At 61.4% G+C, this 13,196-nt stretch carries 15 protein-coding genes; 8 read left to right on the plus strand and 7 right to left on the minus strand.

The features are described 5' to 3' along the window. Positions 1–156 precede the first annotated feature (156 nt). Positions 157–759 carry an alpha-ketoglutarate-dependent dioxygenase AlkB family protein gene (locus tag MB818_RS10265; protein ID WP_234139191.1) on the plus strand — a complete coding sequence of 201 codons (603 nt, stop codon included), beginning with the start codon at positions 157–159 and terminating at the stop codon, positions 757–759. On the opposite strand, the gene MB818_RS10270 is transcribed toward MB818_RS10265, so the two are convergent. Next, entirely contained in the window at positions 756–1,340 is a 585-nt protein-coding gene (locus tag MB818_RS10270; RefSeq protein WP_234177615.1) for a COG3650 family protein, read from the minus strand. The two genes, MB818_RS10265 and MB818_RS10270, sit on opposite strands and share 4 nt — an antisense overlap. Beyond that, positions 1,337–2,110, minus strand: coding sequence for an ABC transporter permease (locus MB818_RS10275; RefSeq protein ID WP_235775994.1), 774 nt, complete (start codon positions 2,108–2,110; stop codon positions 1,337–1,339). The genes MB818_RS10270 and MB818_RS10275 overlap by 4 nt, the downstream gene beginning before the upstream one ends. Before the next feature lie 166 nt (positions 2,111–2,276). Between MB818_RS10275 and cysQ the strand changes: the two genes are divergently transcribed. The 3 genes from cysQ to MB818_RS10290 are packed head-to-tail and all read left to right on the plus strand — an operon-like array spanning position 2,277 to position 4,932. Continuing rightward, entirely contained in the window at positions 2,277–3,074 is a 798-nt protein-coding gene (cysQ, locus tag MB818_RS10280) for a 3'(2'),5'-bisphosphate nucleotidase CysQ (RefSeq protein ID WP_234139188.1), read from the plus strand. Beyond that, entirely contained in the window at positions 3,075–3,875 is an 801-nt protein-coding gene (locus MB818_RS10285; RefSeq protein WP_238905007.1) for a 3-deoxy-manno-octulosonate cytidylyltransferase family protein, read from the plus strand. A gap of 13 nt (positions 3,876–3,888) precedes the next feature. Continuing rightward, complete coding sequence (locus MB818_RS10290; RefSeq protein WP_234139186.1) at positions 3,889–4,932, plus strand: glycosyltransferase family 2 protein; 1,044 nt, start codon at positions 3,889–3,891, stop codon at positions 4,930–4,932. Between the two features lie 36 nt (positions 4,933–4,968). On the opposite strand, the gene MB818_RS10295 is transcribed toward MB818_RS10290, so the two are convergent. Beyond that, positions 4,969–5,316: a hypothetical protein gene (locus tag MB818_RS10295; protein WP_234163333.1), complete on the minus strand. Its 348-nt coding sequence runs from the start codon at positions 5,314–5,316 to the stop codon at positions 4,969–4,971. On the opposite strand from MB818_RS10295, the gene MB818_RS10300 reads away from it, so the two are divergent. From MB818_RS10300 to MB818_RS10310, 3 genes are read left to right on the plus strand one after another with little or no spacing between them, the layout of a single operon-like run. Then, the gene (locus MB818_RS10300; RefSeq protein WP_234139184.1) at positions 5,284–6,120 is read left to right on the plus strand and encodes a glycosyltransferase family 2 protein; all 837 of its coding nucleotides are present in this window, start codon (positions 5,284–5,286) and stop codon (positions 6,118–6,120) included. The genes MB818_RS10295 and MB818_RS10300 overlap by 33 nt on opposite strands. Next, complete coding sequence (locus tag MB818_RS10305) at positions 6,117–7,817, plus strand: DUF5927 domain-containing protein (RefSeq protein ID WP_234216670.1); 1,701 nt, start codon at positions 6,117–6,119, stop codon at positions 7,815–7,817. Before MB818_RS10300 ends, MB818_RS10305 begins: the two co-directional genes overlap by 4 nt. Positions 7,818–7,823: 6 nt before the next feature. Further along, a complete protein-coding gene (locus MB818_RS10310; RefSeq protein WP_238905008.1) occupies positions 7,824–9,263 on the plus strand; it encodes a sulfotransferase family 2 domain-containing protein in 1,440 nt (479 codons plus the stop codon). Between the two features lie 10 nt (positions 9,264–9,273). Here the strand turns inward: MB818_RS10310 and MB818_RS10315 are convergent, their stop codons facing one another. Continuing rightward, on the minus strand, positions 9,274–10,182 hold the full coding sequence (locus tag MB818_RS10315; protein ID WP_234163334.1) for a LysR substrate-binding domain-containing protein: 909 nt from the start codon (positions 10,180–10,182) through the stop codon (positions 9,274–9,276). Between the two features lie 114 nt (positions 10,183–10,296). On the opposite strand from MB818_RS10315, the gene MB818_RS10320 reads away from it, so the two are divergent. Further along, complete coding sequence (locus MB818_RS10320; RefSeq protein ID WP_238905010.1) at positions 10,297–10,584, plus strand: hypothetical protein; 288 nt, start codon at positions 10,297–10,299, stop codon at positions 10,582–10,584. Here MB818_RS10320 and MB818_RS10325 read toward each other — a convergent pair. The 3 genes from MB818_RS10325 to MB818_RS10335 all read right to left on the minus strand — a co-directional run bounded on the left by MB818_RS10325 (position 10,568) and on the right by MB818_RS10335 (position 13,177). Beyond that, positions 10,568–11,086, minus strand: a complete 519-nt coding sequence (locus tag MB818_RS10325; RefSeq protein WP_234145323.1) for a L,D-transpeptidase family protein — start codon at positions 11,084–11,086, stop codon at positions 10,568–10,570. The genes MB818_RS10320 and MB818_RS10325 overlap by 17 nt on opposite strands. Positions 11,087–11,150: 64 nt before the next feature. Then, complete coding sequence (locus MB818_RS10330) at positions 11,151–11,927, minus strand: ion transporter (RefSeq protein ID WP_234182193.1); 777 nt, start codon at positions 11,925–11,927, stop codon at positions 11,151–11,153. A gap of 17 nt (positions 11,928–11,944) precedes the next feature. Continuing rightward, complete coding sequence (locus tag MB818_RS10335; protein WP_238905012.1) at positions 11,945–13,177, minus strand: class I SAM-dependent RNA methyltransferase; 1,233 nt, start codon at positions 13,175–13,177, stop codon at positions 11,945–11,947. Between the last annotated feature and the right edge of the window lie 19 nt (positions 13,178–13,196).

Consider the following 13,196-nt stretch of genomic DNA (forward strand, 5'->3'; position numbering starts at 1 on the left):
TCCGGCCCCGATCTGTTTGCGCAATGGCCTACACCACGGCGCGTCCCGGCGTATATAGGGGGCGGAAACAGGTGCTGCAAGCATGCAGAATTGCAGGTTTTCGCGAATCTGCATGCTTTTTGACAAGGCTTCGTCAAGGAAAGGGTCTGGCAGGGAATGACCATGTTGAACCTGCGCGGTGTCGAAATTCGCAAGGGCGCGCTCGACGGACCGGCCCAGGCACGGCTGATCGAGGCGCTGCGCCCGGTTCTGAAGGCCGCGCCGCTGTTTACGCCCACCATGCCGAACGGCAAACCGCTCTCGGTACGCATGACCTCGGCCGGGCCGTTGGGCTGGGTGACGGACAAGGGTGGCTATCGCTATCAACCGACCCATCCCAAGGGCATGGCCTGGCCCGCGATCCCACCCGAAGTGCTGGATCTGTGGCATGGGGTCACCGGGCAGGACCGCGCGCCCGATTGCTGTCTGATCAACTATTATGGCGAGGGCGCCCGGATGGGCCTGCACCAGGATCGCGACGAGGCCGATCTGAACTGGCCAGTAGTTTCTCTGTCACTGGGCGATGACGCGCTGTTTCGCATCGGCAATACCAGCCGCGGCGGCAAGACGGAATCGGTCTGGCTCAACTCGGGCGATGTGGTGGTGATGGGCGGACCTGCGCGGTTGATCTATCACGGGATCGACCGTATCCGGTTCGGCTCGTCCCGGTTGCTGCCCAAGGGCGGGCGGCTGAACCTGACGCTGCGCGTGGCGGGCTAGTTCGGCAACAGTGTGCAGCAGCCGCCGTAAAGCGACCCGTTCAGCATCAGGCCCACATCCAACCCATAGGCCCGGTCGGACATGCCGTCATGGCACTGCATTTGCCGCAGGATGGCAACGTTCTGACCCAATGTCAGGGCGTAGCGATCGTTCACGCCGGCGCCGGGCTTGAGCAGACCGGCCGGCAGAGCCTGCTCTGCCTCACCCAAGATCTGGAACTGCGCCCCGACTCCCTGCTCGACGGTCAGCGACCAGAACGGCTCGTTCCCGGAACAGATGAAACGCTGGGTCATCCAGACCCCGTCGGCCTCGGACTGCTGCTGCATGTAACGCATCGAGACCCAACCGCTCATCTCGTTCACGTTCACCCGGCCCCAACCGCCGCCAAAGGTCAGGTCGACAACTTCGACCCCAACCGCATCGGGCGCCAGCGTGCCGATCACCTCGGACCCGGCCGAAGGTTCTTCGCGCACGTTCAGCACATCGTCCGCCGCAACCCCGATCACATCGAACAGTGCCGGTACCGGATCGGCGGCAAGCGGTGCGGCAAACACCAGCAGCAAGGCGAAAAGCCACCTCATCGCCGCGCGTACCAGCTAGCCGAGACATGGCGACGGGTATAGAATTCGCCCATCAGCCCGATCATGATCAGGATGATTCCCAGCCACAGCGAATAGTGCCAATTGCTGTTATGCGGGAAATAGTTGCGGAATACGAAGCCGCGACATTGGTCGATTGCGTGAAACAACGGGTTCCAATCGAACATGGCCAGCATGTAACCTGGTAACGTGTTTGCCACGAACATCTTACCCGAGGCGATCATGTTGGCGCGCTGGTAAAGCGTGGTCATAACCCCCACCAGCATCGGTGCCCAGGGCTTGATCGACAGAAATACCAGCCCGACCGCACAGCCGGTGAACCAGGCCAGCATCAGCATTCCAAACGCGCCCGCAGGATCCTCCACCTCGATCGGCTTAAAGGCAACATGATAGCCAAAGAGAATCAGGAACAGCGTCAGCAATTGGGTATAGAGCGACCCCAAGGCCGCAGATAGGATAGCAATGATCGTATTCATGGGTGCATGCTTCATCATTGCGCTGTTGGGCCCCTCGGCCCCGGCAACCGCACCCACCGTCTTGATGTGCACCATGAACAGGAAAATGCCCGACATGATGTAAAGCAGGAAATCGCCCCGGATCGCCGAACCGCGAAGCCCCAGCATCGAAAACATCATGTAGAACACCAGCACAAAGACCAGGATCTGCATCATGTTCTTGCCCAACGCCGCGTAGGCATTGGAATGGCCCTGACGGACACCCCGCACCACGTTGTGAAAGATGAGCTCTGCCATGGTGATGGCGCCGCTCAATAGGGATTTGTGTTGCCGGTATCGAAACACGGTGCTGCTTTCCGTTGAATTGCCCAAGCCTTGCACGGAATTCTTGCCGTTCCGTTGCCATCACAGCATAAGGGCTCCTGCATCTTGGATCAACAAATCCCACGATCGGAGCATTTTTGTGACCTACGAGGAACTAATTCCTGTCATCCGCCGCCTGGCGCTCGAGGCGGGCGACCAGATCATGGCGATCTACAACGCCGACGATTTCGCGGTGAAGGTGAAATCTGATTCCAGCCCGGTGACCGATGCGGACGAGGCCGCGGACGCGCTGATCTCAACCGGTTTGCGGGCGGCCTTCCCCGATATCCTGCTGGTGACCGAGGAACAGGCGGCCTCGCACAGCCAGACGGGCGATACCTTCCTGATCGTCGATCCGCTGGACGGGACCAAAGAATTCATCAACCGGCGCGGCGATTTTACGGTGAATATCGCGCTGGTGGAAAGTGGCACGCCAACGCGCGGGGTGGTCTATGCCCCGGCCAAGGGGCGGATGTTCTATACTCTGGCCGACGGTTCGTCGGTCGAAGAGACCGGCGCGCTGGACAAAGAGACCCCCGGTGAACTCTCTCCGATCCGGGTGGCGCAAGCGGATAATGCCGCGTTGATGGTGGTGGCGTCGAAATCGCACCGCGACCAGGCGACCGAGGATTACATCGGCAAATACGCCGTCAAGGACAGCAAGAGCGCCGGTTCCTCGCTGAAATTCTGTCTGGTGGCCACGGGCGAGGCCGATCTTTACCCGCGTGTTGGCCGCACCATGGAATGGGACACCGCCGCCGGTCACGCCGTTCTGGCCGGAGCCGGGGGCAAGGTGGTACGTTTCGACAATCACCAGCCGCTGACCTATGGCAAGGAAGGCTATGCCAACCCGTTCTTTATCGCCTACGCGCCCAGCGTCACCCTCAAGGAAGCCTGAATGTCCGTGCTCATCGCCATTCCCGCCCGCTATGCCTCGACCCGCTATCCCGGCAAGCCGCTGGTCAGCCTGACCGGCGCCAGTGGCAAGGAAATGACGCTGATCGAACGCTCGTGGCGGGCGGCGATGGCGGTACGTGGCGCCGATCGGGTGGTGGTCGCCACCGATGACGACCGCATCCGCGAGGTGGCCCAAGGCTTCGGGGCCGAGGTTGTCATGACCTCGTCCAACTGCGTCAACGGCACCGAGCGCTGCGCCGAGGCGCATGCTGCGCTGGGCGGTGGGCACGACATCGTGGTCAACCTGCAAGGCGATGCGCCGCTGACGCCGCACTGGTTTGTCGAGGACCTGATTTCGGGGCTGCGCGCCGCGCCCGGGGCCGACATCGCCACGCCGGTGCTGCGCTGCGACGGGATGGCGCTGAACAGTTTTCTGAACGACCGCAAACATGGCCGCGTCGGCGGAACCACGGCGGTGTTCGCCGCCGACCGCAGCGCGCTTTACTTCTCCAAAGAGGTGATCCCCTTCACCTCGCAGATCTATGCCGACGACGCGCCGACCCCGGTGTTCCACCATGTCGGCGTCTATGCCTATCGACCCGGCGCGCTGGCGGATTATCCGACCTGGCCGATAGGGCCGCTGGAAACGCTGGAGGGTCTGGAGCAACTGCGCTTCATGGAAAACGGGCGCAAGGTTCTGTGTGTCGAGGTCGAGGCGCGCGGGCGCCAGTTCTGGGAGCTGAACAACCCCGAGGACGTGGCCCGGATCGAAGAGATGATGGCCGCGATGGGGCTGGACTGACACGAGGGACCGGATGACCAGCAGCCCCGCACCGCCGCTCTCGCCGATCGGATGGGCCGATGCCTATCGGTTGCGATGGAAACGGCGGCGGTTGCTCTGGCGTGCTTTCCGCAGCCGCCACGCGCTGACCGCGTTATCCGACCGCACCGCGGCGATCCGACCGGGTCAGGTGCTGGCCGTTACCACGCTCAGGAACGAAGCGCTGCGCCTGCCCTGGTTCCTGGACTATTACCGAAACCTCGGTGTCGATCACTTTCTGATGGTCGACAACGGCAGCGACGATGGCAGCGACGAGCTGCTGATGGCGCGGCCCGATGTTTCGCTCTGGCGGACCGGGGCCAGTTACCGCGACTCCCGCTTCGGGCTCGACTGGATGACATGGCTTCAGATGCGCCACGCGCACGGGCATTGGTGCCTGATGGTCGATGTGGACGAGCTGCTGGTCTATGCACATCACGACCGCCGCGACCTGCATGCATTGACTGGCTGGCTGAATGGGCAAGGGCGGGACAGCTTTGGGGCCCATATGCTGGACCTTTACCCCAAGGGGCCGGTCGCGGCGCAGATCCATGCGCCGGGCGACGATCCGCTGGATATCCTGCACTGGTTCGATGCCGGCCCCTATCGCGCCCAGCGCCAACAGCCACTGGGGAACCTGTGGGTTCAGGGCGGCGCGCGCGAGAGGATGTTCTTTGCCGATGAGCCGCGCCGGTCACCGACATTGAACAAGATACCGCTGATCCGCTGGGACCGACGTTATGCCTATGTGAACTCGTGTCATTCCGCCCTGCCCCGCCGACTGAACGCGGCCTATGGCGGGCCGGGGGACAGCGCGCCCTCGGGCGTGCTGCTTCACACCAAATTTCTGCCCGACATTGTTTCCAGATCGGCCGAAGAAAAGACCCGACAGCAGCATTTTCACACGCCTGCCGATTTCGACCATTACTATGACGAGCTGACCGCCTCACCCGATTTCTGGACATCATCCTCGACCCGGTTCGCGGGCTGGACGCAATTGAGCGCGCTCGGGCTTCTTTCGCCCGGAGGTTGGGATTAGAGCCAGAATACAACCGAGACCTGGGGAAAGTCACGGTTACGGCATCAGGATTGACGTAACGCTTTCTAAACCCGTTGCTTCCATAGATGTTTCAGTGACATAAACGGTCAATACCAATAGGGTTTGTTGGTTATAAGTACCGGGCATGCTCGCGTCATAAGAAGAGTGGATAGCAGCGTGAGCCTTTGGGACTCCTATCGGATGAGAGTGCGGCGCAAGCGCCGTCTTTTGCGTTGCATCCGCAAATCTCGGGAATTGCGCGCCGTTCAGAACAATACCGCTGCAATTCGACCAGGCGATGTTCTCTTGGTCTCGACTGTCCGGAACGAAAAGATCCGCTTGCCCTACTTTTTGCGTTACTACCGCGAGCTGGGTATCGACCATTTCCTGATCGTCGACAATGACAGCACCGATGGCACGCTCGATTACCTTGCTGGGCAGTCCGATGTTTCAGTCTGGCACACCACGCACAGCTACAAGTCCGCCACATTCGGCGTTGACTGGATGAACTGGCTCAAGCGGAGCTATGCCCACGATCATTGGGTTCTGGTTGTCGATCCCGACGAATTCTTTATCTATCCTTTTTGCGATACCCGCCCGATACAGGCGTTGACAGACTGGCTCGACAATTCCTCGATCCGGTCTTTCAGCGCGATGCTGATCGATGTCTATCCAAAGGGTCGGATCGACAGTGTCCCCTATGCCGAGGGGCAGAACCCGCTGGAGATTGCCAACTGGTTCGACAGCGGAAATTACTCGATCAAGAAGAACCCCGAATACGGAAACCTGTGGATCCAGGGCGGGCCGCGCAGTCGGGTGTTCTTTTCCGACAACCCCAAGAAGGCCCCTGCCCTTAACAAGACCCCGCTGGTGAAGTGGAACCGGCGCTATGCCTATGTCAGTTCGACCCATACCCTATTGCCGCGCGGCCTGAACCAGGTTTACGAGGAATGGGGTGGTGAAAAGGCGAGCGGCGCGCTGTTGCACACCAAATTCCTCGACACGCTCACCGCCAAGGCGGTCGAAGAGCTGACACGCCGCCAGCATTATTCCAACTCGGTGGAATACAAGGCCTATGCCGAAAAGGTCGAGAGCCAGCCCGACCTGTGGTGCAAATGGTCCGAGAAATACATCAACTGGCGCCAGTTGGAGATTCTCGGCCTCATGTCCAAGGGGAACTGGGCATGAGCACGGTCGGCATCGTCATGCTGGTGCATACCGCGCTTGATCGGGCGCGGCAGGTGGCCCAGCACTGGACTGCTTCGGGCTGCCCGGTGGTGATCCATGTGGACCGCAACGTGTCGCGCAAGACGTTCAAGGCGTTTCACGATGCCTGCATCAAGGACCCGCTGATCCGGTTCAGCACCCGGCATAGATGTGAATGGGGCACCTGGGGGATCGTCGCCGCGTCACAGGCGGCCTCCGAGCAGCTTCTGGCCGAGTTTGCCGATGTCCGGCATGTCTATCTGGCCTCCGGCTCATGCCTGCCGCTGCGCCCGGTGCAAGAACTGATCGACTATCTTGCGGCCAGACCGCGCACCGATTTCATCGAAAGCGCGACCACCGCCGATGTGCCATGGACCGTGGGCGGTCTCGACCATGAGCGATTCACGCTGCGCTTTCCCTTTTCGTGGAAAAAGCACCGCTATCTGTTCGACAGATACGTCAACCTGCAACGGCGACTGGGGTTCAAGCGCCGGATACCCGCTGGGCTGGTCCCACACATGGGCAGCCAATGGTGGTGCCTGACGCGGCATACGCTTTCGGCGATCCTTCAGGACCCCGAGCGCGACACCTATGACCGCTATTTCCGCAAGGTCTGGATACCTGACGAGAGCTATTTCCAGACCCTCGCCCGCCAGTTCTCGGCCAATATCGAAAGCCGCTCGCTGACGTTGAGCAAGTTCGATTTCCAAGGCAAACCGCATATCTTCTATGACGACCACCTGCAATTGCTGCGCCGGTCCGATTGTTTCGTTGCCCGCAAGATCTGGCCGCGCGCCGAGCGGCTGTACCAGGCCTTTCTGACCGATCAGGCCGGAGCGATGAAACGGACCGAGCCGAACCCGGGCAAGATCGACCGCATCTTTGCCAAGGCGGTCGAACGCCGGACCCGCGGGCGCGACGGTTTGTATATGCAGAGCCGCTTTCCCCGCCACGGTAACGAGAACGGCCTGACCTCGAACCCGTATTCGGTGTTCCAGGGCTTCACTGAGCTTTTCGAGGACTTCGAACCCTGGTTGGCCAAGGCCACCGGCACCCGCGTGCATGGGCATCTCTTTGGTCCCGACCGGGCCGAATTCGCCGGGGGCGAGCGGTTGATCAACGGTGCGCTCAGCGACAGCGCCATGTTGCGCGACTATAATCCCACCAGTTTCCTGACCTCACTGATCTGGAACACAAGGGGTGAGCGACAGTGTTTCCAGTTCGGCCCCGCCGACAATCAGGAAATCAACTGGCTGCTGGCACGCGACCCCAACGCTCAGATCTCGGTCATTACCGGCGCCTGGGCGGTGCCGCTGTTCAAGTCGAACCGCAACTTTGCCGACCTGCGCAAGGAGGCCGCGCGCCTGCAAAGGATCGAAAGCAAGCATCTGGAGATCCTGCGCTCGGTCTGGACAAAGGCGCGGGTGCGGATCTGGACCATGGCCGAGTTTGTCGAGGCCCCGATGGAACCCATCCAGACCATCGTCGATGAAATCGGGCAATCCAGCCCGCGCCGCCTGACCGAAGCGCCGACAATGGTCGATCTGACCGGCTTTGGACAGTTCCTGCAGAACCTCAAGAATCAGGGCATGCACCCCTATTTGATGGGCGATTTTCCGGTCGAGCCGGCCCCGGTCAACAACCCCAAACCCAACCGCAAACCCTATCTGGTGCGATAAGGACGTATGAGCAGCCCTTTCGATTACTTTGTCGTCTTCGCCGAAATGCGGACCGGCTCCAACTTTCTCGAGGCGAACCTGAACGCGCTGGACGGGGTTGCCTGTGTCGGCGAAGCGTTCAACCCGCATTTCATCGGCTATCCCAACAAGACCGAGATACTGGAAATCAGCCAGCAGATGCGCGACGCCGATCCGCAATGCCTGATCGATGCGGTGCGGGACGCGCGCGGGGTTCTGGCCGGGTTCCGGTTCTTTCACGATCACGATCCGCGCGTTCTGGGCCTTGTCCTGTCCGATCCGCGCTGCGCCAAGATCATCCTGACCCGAAATCCGCTCGACAGCTATGTCTCGTGGAAGATCGCCAAGGAAACCGGACAGTGGAAACTGACCAACATCAAGCGTCGGAAAGAGGCACAGGCCCGCTTCGATGCCGAGGAATTCGCACGCCACGTCGAGGCGTTACAGGATTTCCAGGTCTTTCTGCTCAACAGCCTTCAGCGCAGTGGCCAGACCCCGTTCTATGTCGCCTATGAGGATCTTCAGGACCTGGCGGTGATGAACGGGCTGGCGCAATGGCTGGGCGTGCCCGCGCGGCTGGACCAACTGGATGACAACCTGAAGCGCCAGAACCCCAGCCCCGTCACCTCCAAGGTGGTGAATGCGGGCGAGATGGTCGAGGCCCTGAGTGGGCTGGACCGTTTCAACCTGACACGGACTCCCAATTTCGAACCGCGCCGTGGCCCCGCGGTACCGACCTATGTTACCGGCGCGGTGACACCTTTGATCTATCTGCCGGTGCGTGGCGGCCCCGAGGACGAGGTTCGCCGCTGGATGGCAGATCTGGACGGTGTTGTCGATGCGGCACTGGGCACCGGCCTGAACCAGAAACAGGTACGCGGCTGGCTCAAGGGTAACGAGGGACACCGCTCGTTCACGGTGCTGCGTCACCCTCTGGCACGTGCGCATTCGGCCTTTTGCCATCGCATCCTGAACAAGGGGCCGGGCTGTTTCACCAAGATCCGCAACACCCTGCGCCGACAGTTCAACCTGCTGATACCCGAGGACAGCCCCGGCCCGGATTACGGACGCGCCGATCACCGCGCCGCGTTCGAGGCGTTTCTGGAATTTGTCCGCATGAACCTCGCCGGACAGACAGCGATCCGCATTGACGGATCCTGGTGCAGTCAGGCTCAGGCGCTAAACAGCTTTTCCGACTTCGTCAGTCCAGACCTGATCCTGCGCGAAGACGAAATCGCGAGCGATTTGCCTGCGCTGGCCCGCCGCTTCGGCCATGCCGAACCACCCGAACCGCCTCGTGCCGCCCCCGATACGCCGATCCCGCTGGGCGATATCTATGATGACGCGCTCGAGGCGCTGGCCGCCGACATCTATCAGCGCGACTATATCCTGTTCGGGTTCGGGAAATGGGCCGGCAGCCAGGCGTGACACAGATTGGCTAGGCTCCGAGATCTGGCATGAGATCAGCGCAGTCTTGCGCCACCCATTCCCGAAACGCCCGCAGATGGGGTTCGTCCCAACGGTCACGCATACCGATCAGGACATATCCCCCTTGTGGTGTGACACAGGTCATCTCGGGAAAGGGAAGCACAAGCGCTCCATTTCGCAGTTCTTCGTGACACAAAGCCAGGTCCGCCATCACAACGCCTGACCCCATCGCCGCCGCCCTTGCGGCCATATCCAGATTCGGAAATGTCGGTCCGCTTGCCGCATCAATCCCGCGTATCCCAAAGCTGGCCAGCCAATGCGCCCAGTCCCGGCGCTGCGGAGATTCATGCAACAAGACCATCCGCGCAAGATCTGAAGGTGTCCTGAGGGACTGTTGACGTAGCAAAGCCGGGGAACAGGCCGGGGACAGCACCATTGGGAACAGCGGCATGCTGGTGATACCCGCTGGCCGTCCGTGGACATGTTCGACCGACACACCGAGATCATATTCGGTACCATCAAATCCCTTGGCGCCGTAAAACTCTGTGGTCATCCGGACACGGATGCCGGGATGCGCTGCCTGGAAGTTCTCCAGTCGTGGAAACAGCCAGCGAATTGACAACGCCGGCGGACAGATGATCCGGATGTCCTGAGTCACGGAAGAGATCTGTTCGGCTTCTCGTCCGATCCGGGCAAACGCCTCGGTCAACACTGGCAGCAACTGCCGCCCCGCCGCGGTCAGATCGACCCCGCGGTGGTTTCGGTGGAACAGGGCAACGCCCAGATGCTCCTCCAACAACTTGATGTGACGGCTCACAGCACCTCGGGTCACGCAAAGCTCCTCGGCGGCCGCAATGTACCCATTGTGACGCGCGGCAGCTTCAAATGCGCGCAGAGCATTCAACGGCGGCAATCGCATGTGCAAACCCTTTGGATTAGATTTCCTAAGTCAAGTTACGAGAAAGCTTGCGTTGAAGGCAAGAGATCGAGGGTCCAGCTTTGGTTATGACCAGATAGCCAAGGGGAAAATATCATGAATTCTTGCGGCGTTTACGAAAGCCCTGTGAATGCCACCAAACCGGGATTGCGCGCCTGGTTCTTTCGTTGGATCAGCATTATTGATCGAAAGAGAGAGCGGGAGCGTGCGGTGCTCGAAGCGGATCTGATCCGCCTCGCGGAAACCGCGCCGCATCTTCTGGCGGATATCGGATTTACCGTGGATCCGCTGCGCAGCAACGCAGCAACAACAGTGTGGGTCTCGCCCGACAACGACCTGGCCTTTGAACAACCGGGGCCAGCTGCGATCACGCGCGCAGGGTGATCACCGTTCCGTCGCGCACCATGGCATAAATCTCTTCAATCTCTTCATTCCTGACGGCGATGCAGCCTGCGGTCCAATCCGGTTGTTTCTTCGCCTTCTTGCGGTCGCGCAACAGGTTGGGCTGCCCATGAATGAAGATCTCGCCGCCCGGCTTCTTGCCCATCGCCTGGGCATAGGCCACGTCGCGGGCATTGGGATAGGATATGCCGAGCGAGAGGTGGAACGCACTGTTGGGATTGCGGCGGTCGATCAGATAGGTGCCTTCGGGCGTCTTGCCATCGCCTTCGAACTGTTTGTGCCCGGCCGGGGCAAAGCCCAGATCGACCTTGTATTCCTTCAGCACCTTTTCGTTGTTCAACAGGTACATCTTGCGTGCACCCTTGTTGATCACGACCGAGGTGACCGCAGGTCCGTAATAGCGGCGGAACTTGCTGTCCTGACTGCCGCAGGCCGACAGGCCAAGCGCGGCAACCGCACCAAGACCGAAATGCCGACGATCCATATTCACTGCCTCGTTCTTTTTCTCAATGGTCCCCCGAATACCCCGGAATCGGGGCCGGGCAAAATCACTTTTTGGTTTCACCCAATGCGCCAAGCCGCTGTTCGATCTGCTCCAGACGGGCCAGAACCTCGTCCCGATAGGCATCGGTGCGGACACCGTCCTCGGCATGATGGGCGTCCTGCATCGAGTTCACGATCAGACCGACCAGCAGGTTCACCACCGCAAATGTGGTGATCATGATGAAGGGGACAAAGAACAACCAGGCATAGGGATAGACCTGCATCACCGGTCGAACGATGCCCATCGACCAGCTTTCCAGCGTCATGATCTGGAACAGCGTATAGGCAGACAAGCCCAGGTCGCCGAACCAGTCGGGGAAAGAGGTGGCAAAGAGCTTGGTCGCGATCACCGAACCGATGTAAAAGATGATGGTCATCAGCAGGAAAACGCTGGCCATGCCGGGCAGCGCGGTGATGAAGCCCTCGACCACGCGACGCAGGCGCGGTGCAACCGAGATCACCCGAAGAACCCGCAGGATACGCAGGGCCCGCAGCACCGACAGGCCGCCGGCGGCGGGGATCAGGGCGATACCCACGATCACGAAATCGAAGATGTTCCAGCCGTTCAAAAAGAAACGCTGCCGCTGCGCCGCCAGTTTCAGAACGATCTCGGCGATAAAGATGCCCAGACAGATGCGGTCGGCGGTCAGGATCAGACCACCCCACCGCTCCATCAGATAGGGCGACGTCTCCATCCCCAGAACAACGGCGTTCAGCATGATCACGGCGGTGATGAACCGGCCAAATCCGGGCCGGTCGATGAATGCCTGCAATCTCTGCATCGCGCGCTCCTTGTTGCTCAGCCGCCGATATGGACCCGCGAGAAGGACGCCGCAAGCTCCACATGCGCCGACCAGCGGAACTGATCGACCACCTGCACCCAATTCAGGCGATAGCCGGCCTGAACCAGTGTTTTCGCATCACGGGCAAAGGTCACCGGATTGCAGCTGACATAGGCGATGACGGGTGGCTTGGCACGGGCCAGTTCCGCCACCTGCGCCTCGGCCCCGGCACGGGGCGGGTCCAGCACCACCGCGTCGAATGCGGCAAGCTCGTCGGGCAACAGCGGGCGGCGAAACAGGTCGCGCGCCTCAGTGATCACACGCTTCAAGCCCGCCGCCCGGCGCCAACCCTGATCCAGCGCCGCAGTCATCGCGGCCTCGCCCTCGACCGCATGTACCTCGGCGGTCTCGGCCAGCGGCAGGGCAAAGGTGCCGCAACCGGCAAACAGATCGGCGACCCGCCTGGCACCCGCAACCGTTTCCTGCACCGCCGCCAGCAACGCCTGTTCACCGTCGCGGGTGGCTTGCAGAAAGGCGCCCGGCGGCGGCGCAACCGCCGCCTTGCCAAAACGTTGCGTGGGCGGGTGTCGCATCGCGATCACCTCACCCTCCCAGGCCAGCCGGGCCAGTCCCCGCGCCTCGGCCAATTGTCCCAGCGTCACCTCAAGCGGGCCGTCCAGCGGTTTGCCACCGCGCACCGCCACATCCAGCCCGGCGTCTGAAAGGGTCAGCGTCACCGCCATGACACCCTTGCGACTGCCACCCAGCATGGCCAGCGTCTCGGCGACCGGAATGGCGGCAAGCAGCGCAGGGTCCAACAACTGGCAATCGGGTATTTCGGTGATCACGTCCGACGCTCGGCCATGAAACCCGGCAAGCGCGCCCTTCTTGGTGCGTCGCACTGCGATGGTTGCACGGCGGCGCGAGCGGGGCGGCGAGGTATGAACGGGGCGCATCTCGGCCTCGATACCCTGAGCCGTGAGCGCGGAATGAACCACTTCCTGCTTCCACTGGGCAACAAATCCGTCCGAGGCATGCTGCAACTGGCAACCGCCGCAGGCGCGATAATGGCGGCAGGGCGGCGCCACCCGGTGCGGCGACGGGATCACAACCCGCATATCGGCCAGCCTGTCGCCCTCGGGCGTTCCGCTGACCACTTCGCCCGGCAGGGTACGTGGCACATAGATCGGGCCCGGGGCGATCCCGTCACCCTGATGGCCCAGCCGCGTGATGGTTATCTCTTGTGTCATGGCCGCCTGATACAGGGGC

The organism is Ruegeria alba (assembly GCF_022321465.1).
Taxonomy (GTDB): domain Bacteria; phylum Pseudomonadota; class Alphaproteobacteria; order Rhodobacterales; family Rhodobacteraceae; genus Ruegeria_B; species Ruegeria_B alba.

Bases quoted from the DNA above. Each gene is read 5' to 3' on its own strand.
- MB818_RS10320 (WP_238905010.1), top strand. From the start codon at position 10,297: ATGAATTCTTGCGGCGTTTACGAAAGCCCTGTGAATGCCACCAAACCG.
- MB818_RS10270 (WP_234177615.1), bottom strand. From the start codon at position 1,340: ATGAGGTGGCTTTTCGCCTTGCTGCTGGTGTTTGCCGCACCGCTTGCC.
- MB818_RS10335 (WP_238905012.1), bottom strand. From the start codon at position 13,177: ATGACACAAGAGATAACCATCACGCGGCTGGGCCATCAGGGTGACGGG.
- MB818_RS10290 (WP_234139186.1), top strand. From the start codon at position 3,889: ATGACCAGCAGCCCCGCACCGCCGCTCTCGCCGATCGGATGGGCCGAT.
- MB818_RS10315 (WP_234163334.1), bottom strand. From the start codon at position 10,182: ATGCGATTGCCGCCGTTGAATGCTCTGCGCGCATTTGAAGCTGCCGCG.
- MB818_RS10305 (WP_234216670.1), top strand. From the start codon at position 6,117: ATGAGCACGGTCGGCATCGTCATGCTGGTGCATACCGCGCTTGATCGG.
- MB818_RS10325 (WP_234145323.1), bottom strand. From the start codon at position 11,086: ATGGATCGTCGGCATTTCGGTCTTGGTGCGGTTGCCGCGCTTGGCCTG.
- MB818_RS10265 (WP_234139191.1), top strand. From the start codon at position 157: ATGACCATGTTGAACCTGCGCGGTGTCGAAATTCGCAAGGGCGCGCTC.
- MB818_RS10330 (WP_234182193.1), bottom strand. From the start codon at position 11,927: ATGCAGAGATTGCAGGCATTCATCGACCGGCCCGGATTTGGCCGGTTC.
- MB818_RS10310 (WP_238905008.1), top strand. From the start codon at position 7,824: ATGAGCAGCCCTTTCGATTACTTTGTCGTCTTCGCCGAAATGCGGACC.
- MB818_RS10295 (WP_234163333.1), bottom strand. From the start codon at position 5,316: ATGGTCGATACCCAGCTCGCGGTAGTAACGCAAAAAGTAGGGCAAGCG.
- MB818_RS10285 (WP_238905007.1), top strand. From the start codon at position 3,075: ATGTCCGTGCTCATCGCCATTCCCGCCCGCTATGCCTCGACCCGCTAT.
- MB818_RS10275 (WP_235775994.1), bottom strand. From the start codon at position 2,110: ATGGCAGAGCTCATCTTTCACAACGTGGTGCGGGGTGTCCGTCAGGGC.